This is a genomic window from Paenarthrobacter sp. TE4293, from assembly GCF_050435325.1.
GTDB classification, from domain to species: domain Bacteria; phylum Actinomycetota; class Actinomycetes; order Actinomycetales; family Micrococcaceae; genus Arthrobacter; species Arthrobacter nitroguajacolicus_C.
Genome location: NZ_JBNJRY010000006.1, coordinates 1 through 15,257 on the forward strand (window position 1 = coordinate 1; position 15,257 = coordinate 15,257).

Here is a 15,257-nt window from a genome sequence, read left to right on the forward strand (position 1 = left end):
GGTATTAGACCCAGTTTCCCAGGCTTATCCCAGAGTCAAGGGCAGGTTACTCACGTGTTACTCACCCGTTCGCCACTAATCCCCCCAGCAAGCTGAGGATCATCGTTCGACTTGCATGTGTTAAGCACGCCGCCAGCGTTCATCCTGAGCCAGGATCAAACTCTCCGTTGAAGTAAAACAAATCAAACAGACACAACCACACCCACCGGAAATAACGGCGAACACGGCTGCACAAAATTCGAAACCAGCTGAAAACCAGACCACCACACACGGGGGTGCGCAATGATCCAGCCATAATTTCAACCAATCAATAAAACAATCGGCATCAACAAACTTGGCACACTATTGAGTTCTCAAACAACAGACACTACCGGCACCACCCACACCCCACAGGGTCCAGGATCGCTCCGGAGCAACTTTTCAAACTTACACGCTGCCTGCCTCCGGGTCAAATCGGCAAGCTTGACTTGATTTTCCTTGCGGTTTCTTGTCAGTTTCACCGGCCTCCACTGGGGAGCAGCGCGGGTACTAACTATACCCCTACCTGAGGGAGATGGCAAAACCCATCTCCCGGGGGGTCCACCGCCACCGCGGGATCCCCGGAAACTCAGGGAAGGAGGGCCTGGAGCAGGTAGCTCCGGACCCTCCCCTCCCGCGGAATCCTTGGAGCCGGCCCACTTCGGCCGGCCCTACTCATACGGCCTTACTCAGCGGGCGCGAACCAGGAAGCACCAAGCGGAGGAAGTGTGACGGTCAACGTTGCGGGCTGTCCGTCCGTACCGGGTGTCGTGGCCTGCAGCGCTCCCGCGTTGACCACCCCCGAACCGCCGTAGTTTTCAGAATCGGTATTCAGCACTTCTGTCCACTCCCCGGCAGCCGGTACGCCAACGAGATAGTCCCGGTGCGGACCACCGGAGAAGTTCACGACGCAGACCAACGGTTTGCCGTCCTGATCCCAGCGAATAAACGACAGGACATTGTGGTCGGCGTCCCCGCCGTTGATCCACTGGAAACCACCGGCCTCATTGTCGCGCTCGTACAGAGCCGGCGTAGACGTGTAGAGCCCGTTGAGATCCTTGACCAGGAGCTGCAGCCCTCGGTGCGCCGGGATATCTGCGAGGAACCAGTCCAAGCCGTACTGCTCGGACCATTCGGCTTCCTGCCCGAACTCGGTACCCATGAAAATGAGCTGCTTGCCGGGGTGGGCCCACTGGTAGGCAAAGAAAGCACGGAGGTTGGCCAGCTGCTGCCAACGGTCGCCGGGCATCTTCCGCAGCATGGAGCCCTTGCCGTGAACAACTTCGTCGTGGCTGATCGGCAACAGGAAGTTCTCGGTGAACGCGTAGACCAGGGAGAACGTAATGGTTCCGTGGTGCCACTTACGGTTGATGGGGTCCTCGGAAATGTACTTGAGCGAATCGTGCATCCACCCCATGTTCCATTTGAGTCCGAAGCCCAGGCCGCCATGGTTGGTGGGTGCGGTGACGCCGGGGAATGCCGTGGACTCCTCAGCGATGATGATGGCACCCGGGTGCGACTTGTAGACGGTCGCATTGACTTCCTGCATGAAGGAAATCGCCTCGAGGTTTTCCCGGCCTCCGAACTTGTTGGGACGCCACTGACCTTCCTCGCGGGAGTAGTCCAGGTAGATCATGGACGCCACGGCATCCACGCGCAGGCCGTCGATGTGGAATTCCTCCAGCCAGTAGAGAGCGTTGGCCACCAGGAAGTTCCGGACCTCACTGCGTCCGAAGTCGAAAATCAGGGTTCCCCAGTCCGGGTGTTCGCCCAGCGCGGGGTCCGAGTGCTCGTACAAGGCCTGGCCATCAAACTGGGCCAGGGCCCAGGCATCCTTGGGGAAGTGGGCGGGAACCCAGTCCAAGAGCACGCCGATGCCCGCTTGGTGAAGGGAGTCCACCAGGAACCTGAACTCATCCGGGTGTCCGAAGCGTGAGGTCGGAGCGAAGTAGGACGTTACCTGGTAACCCCAGGATCCACCGAAGGGGTGCTCAGCCACCGGCATGAACTCCACATGGGAGAAGCCAAGCCATTTCACGTAGTCCACGAGTTCCTTGGCCAGTTCCTTGTAGCCAAGGCCCAGCCGCCAGGACCCCAGGTGCACTTCGTAAACGCTCATGGGCGAGTTGTGCGGGTCCCTCCGCGCACGGGCGTCCATCCACTCCGCGTCCTTGAAGCGGTAGCTGGCGTCGACCACGCGTGAGGCCGTCAACGGCGGAACCTCCGTGCCGAAGGCCAGCGGGTCGGCCTTCTCGATCCAGTCGCCGGCCTTGGTCAGGATCTCGTATTTGTAGCACGCCCCTGCTACAACGCCCGGGATGAAGAGTTCCCACACGCCTGAAGAGCCGAGGGAACGCATTCCGTGGGAGCGGCCGTCCCAGCCGTTGAAGTCGCCCTTGACGCGGACTGCCTGGGCGTTGGGGGCCCATACTGCGAATGAGACTCCGTCCACGTCGCTCAGTGCGGAACGGTAGTGCTGTACGTGCGCACCGAGGACATCCCAGAGGCGCTCATGACGGCCTTCACCAATCAGGTGCAGGTCCACCTCACCCACGGTAGGCAGGTAGTGGTACGGGTCATCAATGGTGACGGGTTCGGCGTCGTACACCACTTCCAAACGGTAGTCCGGCACGTGGCCGGCCTGCAGCGGTTCAAGGACGGCAGTCCAGACGCCGTGGGCCTCATGCGTCATGTCGGTGCGGCCGGCTTCGGTCACCACAGCCACGGATTTCGCGAGGTGCTTTACGGTGCGGATGGTGACGTGGCCGTGATCGTCCAAGTGAGCGCCGAGCACGGAGTGGGGCGCGTGGTAGGCGCCGGCCGCCACGCGTTCCAAGGTCTCGGAGTCCACGTGCAGGGGGACTCGGGGCCGTTCGGTGCGTGCAGAGCCAGTCATGTCATTACCTTCCGCTGTAGCTGCCGCATGCTTGCCGCGGCTTGTGTTGTCGAGGATTCGTCGCGAGGCGTTGACCGGGATCGACAACCAGTCGGGCCGGTTACGCAGCTCGTAGACCACCTCATATAAGGCCTTGTCCAGCCACAATGCCACAAAGAGCGGCGAGCGGCGGTCTATGGCTCCCGGAGTGACATCGATGTACCCCTCAAGGAACGCTGCAGCGCAGTCGTCAACCCAGGTTGCGGTCACTGCGGCGTCCGGATTCTCGCGCATGGCGGCCCCGGCGGCGTAGTCGAAGGAGCGCAGCATGCCCGTGACATCCCGCAGGGGAAGATCCGGGGTATTGCGTTCATCGATGGTGCGGAGCGGCTCGCCTTCGAAGTCCAGGATCGCCCACCGCCCCGGCCGCCCCTCAGCGCCGGGAACCAAAAGGATCTGGCCCAGGTGGAGGTCGCCGTGAACGCGTTGCAACTGGCCAACGTCCCGGGGATCCAGGGCCGCCAACAACTCGTCGAGGTTCTCGTCATAGGGCCCGACGGCGGATGCGGCCTCTGCCCACGACTGGCGGACGCGTCGGGCTACAGTCGCGATGATGTCCGGGCCCTGTTCCTGTCCGTCCTGGGTGCCGAAGGTTTCGGCAAGCCGGGCATGGACCGTCGCGGTCGCCGCCCCGAGCCCGCGGGCCTCTGCAGTGAAATCCTTGCCGGCCGCCGCTGCCTCTACGGCCAGGCGCCAGGCATCGAGCCCTCCGAGCAGGAACTCGTGCGCTACCGTCAGTTCGCCGGTGGCCGCGGTGGAACCGTCCGATGCCGGTCCCTCCCACGAGCCGGTTATCCAGCCGAGCGTCGCCGGAACCTCGCTGGTTCCCGCTGCGGTCAGTGCGGCGCCAAGCTCGACTTCGGGATTCTTCCCGGCGGCCAGCACCCGGAAGATTTTTAGGATCGCTGCTGAATCGCCGTCGTCGATGATGACGGAGGTGTTGGATTGCTCGCCGGACAGCACGCGGACGGACGTGGGGTTTTTCGGGAGCGCCACGCGGCCGCGGGTGAGATGCCCCTGGGCACCTCCCACCGCTCCCTCGCTGCGCATCAGCTCCAACCAGGAGGTGACGAAATCCGGATCGTAAACGGCGTCGTACACCAGGTGCAGCCCCGAGGCATCCGTGAACTCGCCCAACAACGCCGCCGGGGCATCCACCAGCGGTTGGCTCCTGTAGCTCAACGGAACCTGCACAACGTCAGTCCGGGGACCGCCGTCGGCCGTCCGGTAGGTCACCGCCAGCAGCACCACCTCAAACGCAGTGTCGTTGCCAAGGCCCGGGAGGCTGAAGCCTCCCACCTGCTCCAGCACAAAATCGGGGCTCTTGACCGGGAACCAGCGCTTGGTTGGCAGCCAGTTCCGGAGAAGTCCTTCAACGGAGGGGTTCAAGTTTTCCTTGCTCATCTCATCCTTTGGAGGTCACCACGGGAATCGCCTGGGTAAAAGGCGACGAGGGATTGGAAAACGCCGAGCGGACCCGCAGCCAGTAAAAGCTGTGGCTGCCCAGCATCACGGTCAGGTGACCGTTGTCGCCGACGGCCGGGAAGGGCTGGCCGCCGAAAATGTCGCGCAGGCCGCGGCCCGCGAATTCGGGAATGTCCAACGTTGCCGCCACGGGGTGCTGGGAAAGGTTGAACACGCACAGAATGGTTTCCGCGTCCTCCCCCTCCGGGTTGCCCGCCGGCAGTTCCCGTACATAGGCCAGGACCACCTCATGGTCCGCCTCGATGTGCCGGAATCCACCCAAGCCAAACACCGGGTGGTTCTTGCGGACGCTGAGGATCTGCCGGGTCCAGCGCAGCAGCGAACCTGAGTGCGCAGCCTCCGCCTCAACGTTGGCCATGCTGTAGTTGTAGACCAGCGACTGGATGACCGGAAGGTACAGCTTGCCTGGATCCGCACCGGAGAAACCCGCGTTGCGGTCGGGATTCCACTGCATGGGGGTACGGACGGCATCACGGTCATCGAGCCAGATGTTGTCTCCCATGCCGATCTCGTCCCCGTAGTACAGGAAGGGGCTGCCGGGCAGGGAAAGCAGCAGCGCGTTGATGAGCTCAATCTCGGAGCGGGAGTTGTCCAGCAGTGGCGCCAGCCTGCGACGGATGCCGATGTTGGCCCGCATCCGGGGATCCGGGGCGTACCAGCCCAGCATGGCTGCGCGTTCCTCGGCCGGCACCATCTCCAGGGTGAGTTCATCGTGGTTGCGCAGGAACGTCCCCCACTGGGCACCCTTGGGAATGTCCGGGGTGTCGCGCAGGGTCTCGATAATGGGTGCGGCCTTCTGGTCCCGCAGCGCATAGTAGAGCCGCGGCATGATGGGGAAGTGGAACGCCATGTGGCACTCCGGAGCTTCCTCGGTGCCGAAATACTCCACCACTTCATGGGGCGGCTGGTTGGCCTCCGCGATGATCACCCGGCCGGGGTAGTTCGCGTCCACCATCCGGCGAAGGTCCTGCAGGAACGTGTGGGTTGCCGGGAGGTTCTCGCAGTTGGTGCCGTCTTCCTCGAACAGGTACGGAATGGCGTCTGCCCGGAAGCCGTCGATCCCCTGGTCCAGCCAAAACCGGATCACGTCGTAGAGCGCTTCGATGACTTTGGGGTTCTCGAAGTTCAAGTCCGGCTGGTGGCTGAAGAAACGGTGCCAGAAGAACTGCCGCCGGATGGGATCGAACGTCCAGTTGGATTCCTCGGTGTCAACGAAGATGATGCGCGCGTCCTGGTACTTCTCGTCCGTATCGCTCCACACATAGAAATCGCCGTAGGGACCCGTGGGATCCTTCCGGGACTCCTGGAACCAGGGGTGCTGGTCCGAGGTGTGGTTCAACGGAAGGTCGATGATCACCCGGACACCCCGGGCGTGCGCCTCCGCCACCAAACGCTTGAAGTCGCTGATGGTACCGAACTCATCCAGCACCGACGTGTAGTCCGCGATGTCATAGCCGCCATCGCGCAACGGGGAATGGAAGAACGGTGGCAACCAGAGGCAGTCAACGCCAAGCCACTGGAGGTAATCCAGTTTCTCGATCAACCCATGGAAATCGCCGGAACCATCCCCGTTGGCGTCCGCAAAGGCCCGCACCAGTACCTCGTAGAACACTGCCTTGCGGTACCAGTGTGGATCATGCTGGAGACCGGGGGCGTTCAGCTCGAAGGTGTTCTTCGGAGTGAAGTACTGGCTCGGGTTCTGCGGAGAAAAACTCACTAAGGCTGCCTCCGGATGCTCAGGATGTGTGCCGGCTCTACATGGGCATCCAGCCGGACGTAGTTGTGCTCGCCCCATTCCCAGCTCTGGCCGCTGATCAGGTCATCCACCCGGAACCGGCCGTCCTCCGTGAAGTCCTGCGGGTCCAGTTGCAAGGCTGCGAGGTCCAGGGAGACCGTGCTTTCGCGGGCGCTGTGCGGATCCACGTTAACCACGATGATCAAGGTGTCCTTGGTGCCGTCCGGCAGCGTTTTGTGCTTGGAGTACACGATCGTGGCATCATCCGTGCTGCTGTGCAGGGTCAGGTTCTGCAGGTCGCCGAGCGCTACGTGGTTCTTGCGGATGGTGTTGAGCCTGGTGATGTAGGGCGCCAACGTCCGTCCGGATTCCGCGGCACCCTCCCAGTCCCTCGCCTTGAACTCGTACTTCTCGTTGTCGATGTACTCCTCGGCGCCCGGGCGGGCCACGTGCTCGTACAGCTCGTACCCTGCGTAGACGCCCCAGAGCGGGCTGGCCGTCGCGGCCAACGCAGCCCGGATGCGGAAGGCCGCCGGACCGCCAAACTGCAGGTACTCGGTGAGGATGTCCGGGGTGTTGACAAAGAAGTTCGGGCGGAAGAACGCCGGACTCTCGTGGCTGACCTCGTGGAAGTACTGCTCCAGCTCGGTCTTGGTGTTCCGCCAGGTGAAGTACGTGTAGGACTGCTGGAACCCCGCGCGACCCAAGGCATGCATCATCGGCGGGCGTGTGAAGGCCTCCGCCAGGAAAACAACCTCGGGGTTCTTCTTGTTGATCTTGCCAATCAGCCACTCCCAGAACCACACAGGCTTGGTGTGGGGATTGTCCACCCGGAAAATCTTCACGCCGTGGCTGATCCACAGCTGGACGATCCGCAGGATTTCCTTGGAAAGGCCCGCCGGGTCGTTGTCGAAGTTCAGCGGATAAATGTCCTGGTACTTCTTCGGCGGGTTCTCAGCGTAGGCAATGGAACCGTCCACCCGCGTGGTGAACCATTCAGGGTTGGAAGTCACCCAGGGGTGGTCCGGCGCTGCCTGCAACGCGAGGTCCAAAGCGACCTCAAGGCCCAGCTCGTTGGCGCGCGCCACGAAAGCGTCAAAGTCCTCGAAAGTTCCCAGTTCAGGGTGGATGGCATCGTGTCCACCATCCTTGGAACCAATGGCCCACGGCGAACCCGGGTCCTGCGGCCCCGGCGTCAACGTGTTGTTGCGGCCCTTCCGGTGCTGGAAGCCGATGGGGTGGATGGGCGGCAGGTAGATGACATCGAAGCCCATCTCCGCCACGGCGTCGAGCCTCCTGGCTGCCGTGCGGAAATTACCGGAAGTCCACGTACCCGTGGAGTGGTCCAGCACGGCGCCCTCGGAACGCGGGAAGAACTCGTACCAGGCACCGCGGCCTGCGAGGTCGCGCTCCACCTGAAGCGGGAAACGCTCCGACACGGTTACCAGTTCGCGGATCGGAAGACGTTCGACGGCGGCCAGCACCTCCGGGCTGAAACCGGCGCCAAGGCGCTCCTCGGCTGACTTGGTGGTGTCGGCCAGCACAACGGAAGCGGCACGCAAGGTGCGCTTCTCCGCACCGGTGCGTCCGGCGTCGTCGGCTGCTCCTGAGAGGAGGGCAGCGCCCTCGGCGAGCATCAACTCCACGTCAATGCCGGCGGCGACCTTCACCTCGGCGTTGTGGTGCCAGGTGCCGTAGCGGTCATGCCAAGCCTCAATGGCGAAGGACCATGCGCCGGTGCCACCTGGCGTGATCAGACCCTCCCAGCGGTCGAGGCCCTTCCACTGCTCACCCTGCGCCGGCGCCAGGCGCACGCGTTGGCGCTCCCTGCCCCTCGGATCGAGCAATACGGCCGACACGCCAAGCTGGTCGTGGCCCTCACGGAAGACCGTGGCGCCGACAACGAGGTCCTCGCCAGGCAAGGCCTTCGCGGGGAAACGGCCACCCTCAACCACCGGCTGGACAGCCGTGATCGGGAACCGGCCGAAGCGAAGTCCGTCGGTGATGTCCGTTTTCGTCTTGGATTTCAGGGCGGTGATGGTTCGCGCGGTATTCGTCACAAGCACGACGTTAGCGACAAAAATCAGAGAATGCTAAGCACACGACCTATCTACTCGACGCAAGATGACTTTTACCTAAAAGAAACCCGATGCAGTTCCCGCTGCCATGTGAGTCCGTTAGTGTGGCGCTCGTGAAGGCAATTCGAAGGTTTACAGTCCGTACCGTCCTCCCCGAGCCCATCCGGCCCTTGGCCCGTTTGGCGACCAATCTGCGCTGGTCCTGGCACCGGCCCACACGGGAACTTTTTGCGAGCCTCAATCCGGCTCTCTGGGAGGCTTCGCAGCACGACCCCATAGCCCTCTTGGGGTCGATCAGCCGCGAACAACTGCAGGACCTGGCCAACAACGGCGAGGTCGTGGAGCGCGTGCAGCACGCCGCGGCCGACCTGGACCGGTACCTTAGCGAACCGCGCTGGTACCAGGGCCTCGGTGAGGACGCTCCGGCCTGCATAGCGTACTTCTCCCCCGAATTCGGTATCACCGAAGTTCTCCCGCAGTACTCCGGCGGCCTCGGCATCCTCGCAGGCGACCACCTCAAAGCCGCCTCGGACCTCGGCGTGCCGCTGATCGGCGTCGGGCTCCTCTACCAGGCCGGCTACTTCAAGCAGTCGTTGTCCCGCGACGCGTGGCAGCAGGAGACCTACCCGGTCCTGGATCCCGACGGACTGCCGCTGACGCTTCTTCGCTACCCGGGCAAGGACGGCGCGCCCGGCAAGCCTGTCCACATTTCCCTTCCGTTGCCCAACGGCCGCGAGCTCCACGCGCACGTGTGGCGTGCCGACGTCGGACGCGTTCCGCTGCTGCTGCTGGACTCCAACGTTCCTTCCAACGACGAGGCCGCCCGCGGCATCACCGACCGGCTGTATGGCGGCGGCGGCGACCACCGGCTGCAGCAGGAACTCCTCCTGGGCATGGGTGGCGTCAAAGCGCTGCGTGTCTACCAGGAGCTGACCGGAACGCCCGCTCCGGAAGTTTTCCATACCAACGAAGGCCACGCAGGGTTCCTGGGGATCGAACGCATCCAGGAAGCCATGTCCGATCCCAACGTGCCCCTCAGCTGGGAAGAGGCCCTCGCTGCCGGACGTGCCTCCACCGTGTTCACCACGCACACGCCCGTCCCCGCAGGCATCGACCGCTTCGAGACCGTGCAGATCAAGCACTTCTTCGAAGCAGGCCTGGCCCCTGCCGTGCCCACCGACCGCATCCTGGAACTCGGCCGCGAAAACTACGACGGCGGCAACCCTTCCGTTTTCAATATGGCAGTGATGGGCCTGCGCCTGGCGCAACGCGCCAACGGCGTGGCCAAACTGCACGGCGTGGTGTCCCGCGAAATGTTCGCCGGCCTGTGGCCAGGATTCGACCACTCCGAAATCCCCATCACCTCCGTCACCAACGGCGTCCACGTGCCCACTTGGGTTGACCCCCGCATCTCCTCCCTGGCCCGGAACCAGTTCGGTGCCGAAGCAGAAGCGCTGGGCCGCTGGGACCTGGCCTACAACGTCAGTGACGAAGACGTCTGGGCACTCCGCCGGGAGCTGCGAGCACAGCTCATCGAGGACGTTCGACGCCGGCTCCGGGCGTCGTGGAAGAAGCGCGGCGCCGCTGACGCGGAACTCGGCTGGACCGACTCCGTGCTGGACCCGGACGTGCTCACCATCGGCTTCGCGCGCCGCGTACCCACCTACAAGCGCCTCACCCTCATGCTGCGCGACCCCGCGCGGTTGAAGGCCCTGCTGCTGAATCCCAAACACCCCATCCAACTGGTCATTGCCGGCAAGTCGCATCCTGCTGACGACGCCGGGAAGAAGATGATCCAGGACCTGGTCCGCTTCACCGACGATCCCGAGGTCCGCCACAGGATCGTGTTCCTGCCCAATTACGACATCGCCATGGCCCGGACCCTGTTCCCGGGCTGCGACGTCTGGCTCAACAACCCGCTCCGCCCCCTGGAAGCCTGCGGCACCTCCGGCATGAAGGCCGCCATCAACGGCTCGCTCAACCTGTCCGTCCTGGACGGCTGGTGGGACGAAATGTACGACGGCGAAAACGGCTGGGCGATCCCCACCGCCAACAACGGAGCCTCAGCCGACGAACGTGACGACATCGAAGCATCCGCACTGTACGAGCTCCTCGAGAACCAGGTGGCTCCGCGCTTCTACGGCACCACCGTCGACCAGGGCGCCGGAGCCGCGGGACCGTCCGAGTCCAGCCGGGAGACGGTGCCCACGCACTGGGTATCCATGATCAAGCACACCCTGGCCCACCTCGGTCCAGCCGTGTCGGCAGAACGCATGCTCCACGACTACGTCAACAATCTCTACTGCCCCGCTGCTGTTTCCGGGCGCAGGGCTGTTGCCGAAGGCTTCAAGGAAGCCAAGGAACTCGCCGCCTGGACCACCAAGGTCAGGAACGCCTGGCCCCAGGTAGTGGTGGAACACGTTGACTCCGTGGGTGTCTCCGAGGAACCCCAAGTGGGCGACACCCTCCAGGTCAACGCCTACGTGGCCCTCAACAGCCTCACCCCCGACGATGTCTCCGTGGAAGTTGCCTTTGGGCGTGCCGAGGAATCCGACGAGCTCGAGGACATCGTGGTGGCCGAACTGGACTCGCTGGAGGACCTCGGCGGCGGACGCCACCTCTTCCACGGCTCCCTGGTCATCAACCGGTCCGGCTCCTTCGGCTACACCGTCCGGGTGTTCCCGAAGCACTCGGCGTTGGCTTCCAAGGCTGAACTGGGGTTGATCGCGAACGCCTAAGCCTTTGTCCGCCCTACTGGGCAACACTGATCCTCCGCGTGCTAGCTTGTTCCTCGCTTTTGACGCACGCCTCCGGACCACTGTTGCCCAATGGGGCGCAGAAGGTGCAGCCGGTTCGCGATTTTAGTTTTGGAAGACGGCAATGACTGCCAGGTCGCGGCCGGCGTAGCGTTCGGCGTCCTGGAGGACTTCGCAGACCACTCCGAAGGAACGGTCTGTGCGGTAGGCCGCCGGGACCTGCCAGATCATGGTGACCGGGCTGCCGTCGTCATCTGAGAGGGCATCTGCGTAGTCGTGCAGGGAGTCATTCAACGCGTCCAGGTTCACGCCGTAATACTCGGGGAAGTCCAGGACCTGCGCGAAGACCTCCAGGACTGCCTGCTTGGTGTTTGCCGGCGGGACCATCACGGTCCTGCGGCCGGCGTCGGAAATCTGCTCCTGTAGTTCTTCCAGGGTCCAGGTGTCTGCGGAATAGATCTTCATGGGCTCCTACTTGCCTTCGACGATGAACTTGAACGATGCGTAATGGTCCGCGGTGTAGTACTTCGCGGAGTCCTTGCCGACGATGATCCGGCGGGCGCCACGGTCGGATTCCCCGGGCGTCGGCACCGTGTACTCCTTGTAGAAACCGCCGGATTTCTTGGGGAGCAGGCCTTCGAAGTTGCTGAAATTCACGCCGTCGCGGTCATAGGGGTATGGGCCGCCCTTCGCGATCAGGGCCAGCGTTTGACGGGCTTCCTTGGGGAGCTGCGAGGCGTTGATCGTGGGCAGTGTCGACGGGTTTTCCACGACGGAAGCCGCCGACGACGTCACCGAGCCAGGTTCCGGCGTCGTGGTTTGCGTCGTCAGCGAGCCGCCGCCCACCATGGCGACCACCAGCACGACGACGGCGATCACCAACCCCGCGAAAGCCACCAGTTTGCTGCGGCTGCGGTTCATGCTAAGAACTCCTGATGCGTGTGTGCCTACGTGCGGTAAATGTTGATGGTGTTGGCTTGCAGGATATCCCGCTCGCCAGAGGCCACCAACGCGCCCTTCCGGCGGTCGTGCAGCACCGACGTCGTGAAGCGGAGTTCAAACATGCGCTTGCCGATGCCCGATTCGCTCAGGATCTCCGGCAGGACCATCTTCACATCCTGGTTGCTGCCGTTCACCACGATCAAGCCCCGGATCTCGCTGTCCTCGTGGCCCATCAGCAGCTGGACGGAACGCACGCCGGGATCGTTCCAGCGTGCCGGCGTCATGCGCTTGCCCTTGTCATCGAACCACTGCAGGCTGGAATCGTTCGCGTTGCCGGGGAAACTCTCAGGCTGGTGCCGGAGGAACCAGCGGCGAAGCCTGACCAGTTCCCGCGTGGTCCTGAACATGGCGTTCGCTTCCTGGGTCCGGCTCCAGTCCAACCACGCCGTTGGATTGTCCTGGCAATAGGCGTTGTTGTTTCCCTGTTGGGTGCGGCCGATTTCATCACCGGCCGTGATCATGGGAACACCGAAGGACAGCAGCAGGGTGGCCATCAGGTTGCGGATGGAGAGGGCGCGTGCGGCCACGATGGCCTCGTTCTCGCTCCGGCCCTCCACGCCGTGATTGTAGCTGCGGTTGTCGCCATGGCCGTCGCGGTTCTGCTCACCGTTTGCCTCATTGTGCTTGCGGTCGTAGCTCACCAGGTCCTTGAGCGTGAATCCGTCGTGGGCCGTGATGAAGTTGACGCTCGCCAGGCGGGTGCGGCCCGATGATGCGAAAAGATTGGCAGAACCCGCCATGAGCTCAGCCAAGGAGGCCACGGAACCGCCCTGGCCACCTGCTTCGATGGCGGCACGGTCGGACAGCCAGAAGCTCCGGACACCGTCGCGGAAATGGTCGTTCCAATCCGACCAACCCTGCGGGAAACGGCCCGTCTGCCAGCCACCGTAGCCAACGTCCCATGGCTCGGCGATGAGCTTGACCTCGGACAACACCGGATCCTCCGCAATGGCCTGCAGGAAAGGGTGCTGGGGGTCGAACGTGTTGCCGGCATCCCGGCACAGGGTCACCGCGAGGTCAAAGCGGAAGCCATCCACATGGAAGTCGTTGACCCAGTACCGCAGGGAATCGAGGGCAAGGTCCACCACCACGGGATCGCTGAAGTCCAAGGTGTTGCCGCAGCCGGTGGTGTCTAGGTATCGGCCGTGGGCATCGTGGCGGTAATAGCGCTTTTCCGCGAGCCCACGGAAACTCAGTGCCGGCCCATCGGGGCCGGCTTCTGCGGTGTGGTTGTACACGACGTCCAGGATGACCTCGATGCCGGCAGCATGCAGCAACTTGATCATGCCCTTCAGCTCGTCCTGCACCGCGTGGGGGCCGGCGTTGCGGGCGGCTTCCGTTGCGTACTCGGCATGCGGGGCGAAGAAGGCAGCAGTGTTGTAACCCCAGTAGTTGGTCATGCCAAGGTCCTGGAGGTGGGACTCATCCAGGTGGAAATGGATGGGCAGCAGCTGGACGGCCGTGATGCCAAGCTCCGTGAGGTGCTGGACCATCACCGGGTGGGCCATGCCCGCGTAGGTGCCACGAAGGTGCTGGGGAATGTCAGGGTGCAGCATCGTCTGCCCACGCACGTGGGCTTCATAGATGACCGAGGTCCGCAGGGGCGTACGTGGCGGACGGTCGTCGCCCCAATCGAAACCGGTGTCCACATGGACGCTCGTGAGGAACTCGCCCCTCTGGTCCACAGCGCGGCCGTAGGGATCGAGCAACAGGTGCCGTTCGCCGTCGACGTCGAGGTCCACAGCCGGAACGGACATGGGGAGGCTGGCCTCGGACGGTGCCGCGCGGAAACCGTAACGGGTGCCCGGCGGCATCCCACCGACCAGCCCGAAGTGCACGCCGTCCTCAACATTGGGAAGGATGTGGGCGCGCCACGGCTCTCCCGGAGCCTGGAAGGCGATCTCCACCTCGTCCAGGTCGGGCGCAAAAACTGCCACGTTCACCTGGTGGTCGTGCGTGTTTTCGGCACCGTGAACCCCGGGCTGGGGCGTGCTCAGTCCGAGGGGCCGTGGCCGCGACGCGTCTACGGCGGCTTCTGTGTCAAAAATAGGCATAACCATTGCTTGCAAGTTTAGTTCCACGCCCAGTATGTGCCGCGCCAGCGGTGCATGTGACGACGTTCCACGTAGCGATTTGATTACTTGCCTCCGGAGGGCCGGATTCCTTGGGCCGCTCACGTGCTCAAACGTTGTACCGGTGGCGGGTTTAAGCCACAGGCACTACGCAAATGTGTCGCACGGGCCGCCTGCCGGGGCCTCTGCTTGGCATACTGGGACGGAGACAACTGGAGGTTTATCGTGCGCGTGGCACTTGCCCAAGTCATCACCGGCCGGGATCTGGCCGACAACCTGCGGCTCCTTGAGGAGAACGCCCGTCGGGCCAAGGACGGCGGTGCCGAGTTGGTGGTCTTCCCCGAGGCGATGATGCGCGCGTTCGGAAACTCGCTGCTGGACATCGCCGAACCTTTGGATGGGCCATGGGCGGGCCGTGTGCGCGCCCTCGCCGACGAATTGCAGCTGGTGATTGTGGCGGGCATGTTCACCCCCGGCACACCCTCGGATTCCGGTTCCCGGCGCGTGCGGAACACGCTGCTCGCCACCGGCCCGGGCGTCGATACAAGCTACGACAAAATCCACCTCTTTGACGCGTTCGGGTTCGCGGAATCGGACACCGTTGAGGCGGGTTCCGCCCCCGTAACCTTCGACGCCGGTGGCCTCACCTTCGGCTTGGCCACCTGCTACGACATCCGGTTCCCCGCCCTGTTCACGGCCAACGCTGATCGCGGTGCCGTGGTGAACATTGTGTCTGCGTCCTGGGGATCCGGACCAGGCAAGGCCGGGCAGTGGCAGCTCCTGGCCCGTGCCCGTGCCGTGGACACCACCACCTTCGTGCTCGCTTGTGGACAAGGGGATCCGGCGACGCAGGGCGTCGAGGCCAAAGGTGCCGCGCCCACAGGAGTGGGGTACTCCGCCGTCGTGTCCCCCTTCGGCGAGGTCCTTGAGGCCTTGGAAGGCGAGCCCGGGCTCATCTTCTACGACCTTGATCCCTCCGTGGTGGAGGAAGCCCGCCAAAAGCTCCCAGTCCTGGCCAACCGCCACCACTTCTAACTCCACTTCCGACGCCCTCTCACCTTTAGCCACCTTTTCCCGGACGCCCTCTCACCCCACGCCATTCCAGCGGTCGGAAGTGAGAGAGCGTCCAGCTCAAACCTGCCAAAGGTGAGAGAGCGTCCAGCTCAAACCCGCCAA

At 63.6% G+C, this 15,257-nt stretch carries 8 protein-coding genes and 1 rRNA gene; 2 read left to right on the forward strand and 7 right to left on the reverse strand.

What is annotated here, in order from left to right; translation table 11 throughout:
• From QF015_RS13115 to QF015_RS13130, 4 genes are all read right to left on the reverse strand, one after another.
• Positions 1–171: ribosomal RNA gene (locus tag QF015_RS13115) — 16S ribosomal RNA — on the reverse strand; the annotation flags it as partial.
• 532 nt (positions 172–703) lie between these two features.
• Positions 704–4,357 (reverse strand): 1,4-alpha-glucan branching enzyme, encoded by a 3,654-nt coding sequence (locus QF015_RS13120; protein WP_429389518.1) that lies wholly within the window; start codon positions 4,355–4,357, stop codon positions 704–706.
• Between the two features lies 1 nt (position 4,358).
• Positions 4,359–6,155 (reverse strand): maltose alpha-D-glucosyltransferase, encoded by a 1,797-nt coding sequence (treS, locus tag QF015_RS13125; RefSeq protein WP_091552796.1) that lies wholly within the window; start codon positions 6,153–6,155, stop codon positions 4,359–4,361.
• The gene (locus QF015_RS13130; RefSeq protein WP_429389520.1) at positions 6,155–8,239 is read right to left on the reverse strand and encodes an alpha-1,4-glucan--maltose-1-phosphate maltosyltransferase; all 2,085 of its coding nucleotides are present in this window, start codon (positions 8,237–8,239) and stop codon (positions 6,155–6,157) included. The genes treS and QF015_RS13130 overlap by 1 nt, the downstream gene beginning before the upstream one ends.
• A 125-nt stretch (positions 8,240–8,364) precedes the next feature.
• On the opposite strand from QF015_RS13130, the gene glgP reads away from it, so the two are divergent.
• A complete protein-coding gene (gene glgP / locus QF015_RS13135; RefSeq protein ID WP_429389522.1) occupies positions 8,365–10,989 on the forward strand; it encodes an alpha-glucan family phosphorylase in 2,625 nt (874 codons plus the stop codon).
• 123 nt (positions 10,990–11,112) lie between these two features.
• Here glgP and QF015_RS13140 read toward each other — a convergent pair whose 3' ends face one another.
• From QF015_RS13140 to glgX, 3 genes are read right to left on the reverse strand one after another with little or no spacing between them, the layout of a single operon-like run.
• Positions 11,113–11,472, reverse strand: coding sequence for a barstar family protein (locus tag QF015_RS13140; RefSeq protein WP_310202509.1), 360 nt, complete (start codon positions 11,470–11,472; stop codon positions 11,113–11,115).
• Between the two features lie 6 nt (positions 11,473–11,478).
• Positions 11,479–11,928, reverse strand: coding sequence for a ribonuclease domain-containing protein (locus QF015_RS13145; RefSeq protein ID WP_310202511.1), 450 nt, complete (start codon positions 11,926–11,928; stop codon positions 11,479–11,481).
• A gap of 26 nt (positions 11,929–11,954) precedes the next feature.
• Positions 11,955–14,069, reverse strand: a complete 2,115-nt coding sequence (gene glgX / locus QF015_RS13150; protein ID WP_310202513.1) for a glycogen debranching protein GlgX — start codon at positions 14,067–14,069, stop codon at positions 11,955–11,957.
• A gap of 237 nt (positions 14,070–14,306) precedes the next feature.
• Between glgX and QF015_RS13155 the strand changes: the two genes are divergently transcribed.
• The gene (locus QF015_RS13155; RefSeq protein WP_429389525.1) at positions 14,307–15,116 is read left to right on the forward strand and encodes a carbon-nitrogen hydrolase family protein; all 810 of its coding nucleotides are present in this window, start codon (positions 14,307–14,309) and stop codon (positions 15,114–15,116) included.
• Positions 15,117–15,257 lie beyond the last annotated feature (141 nt).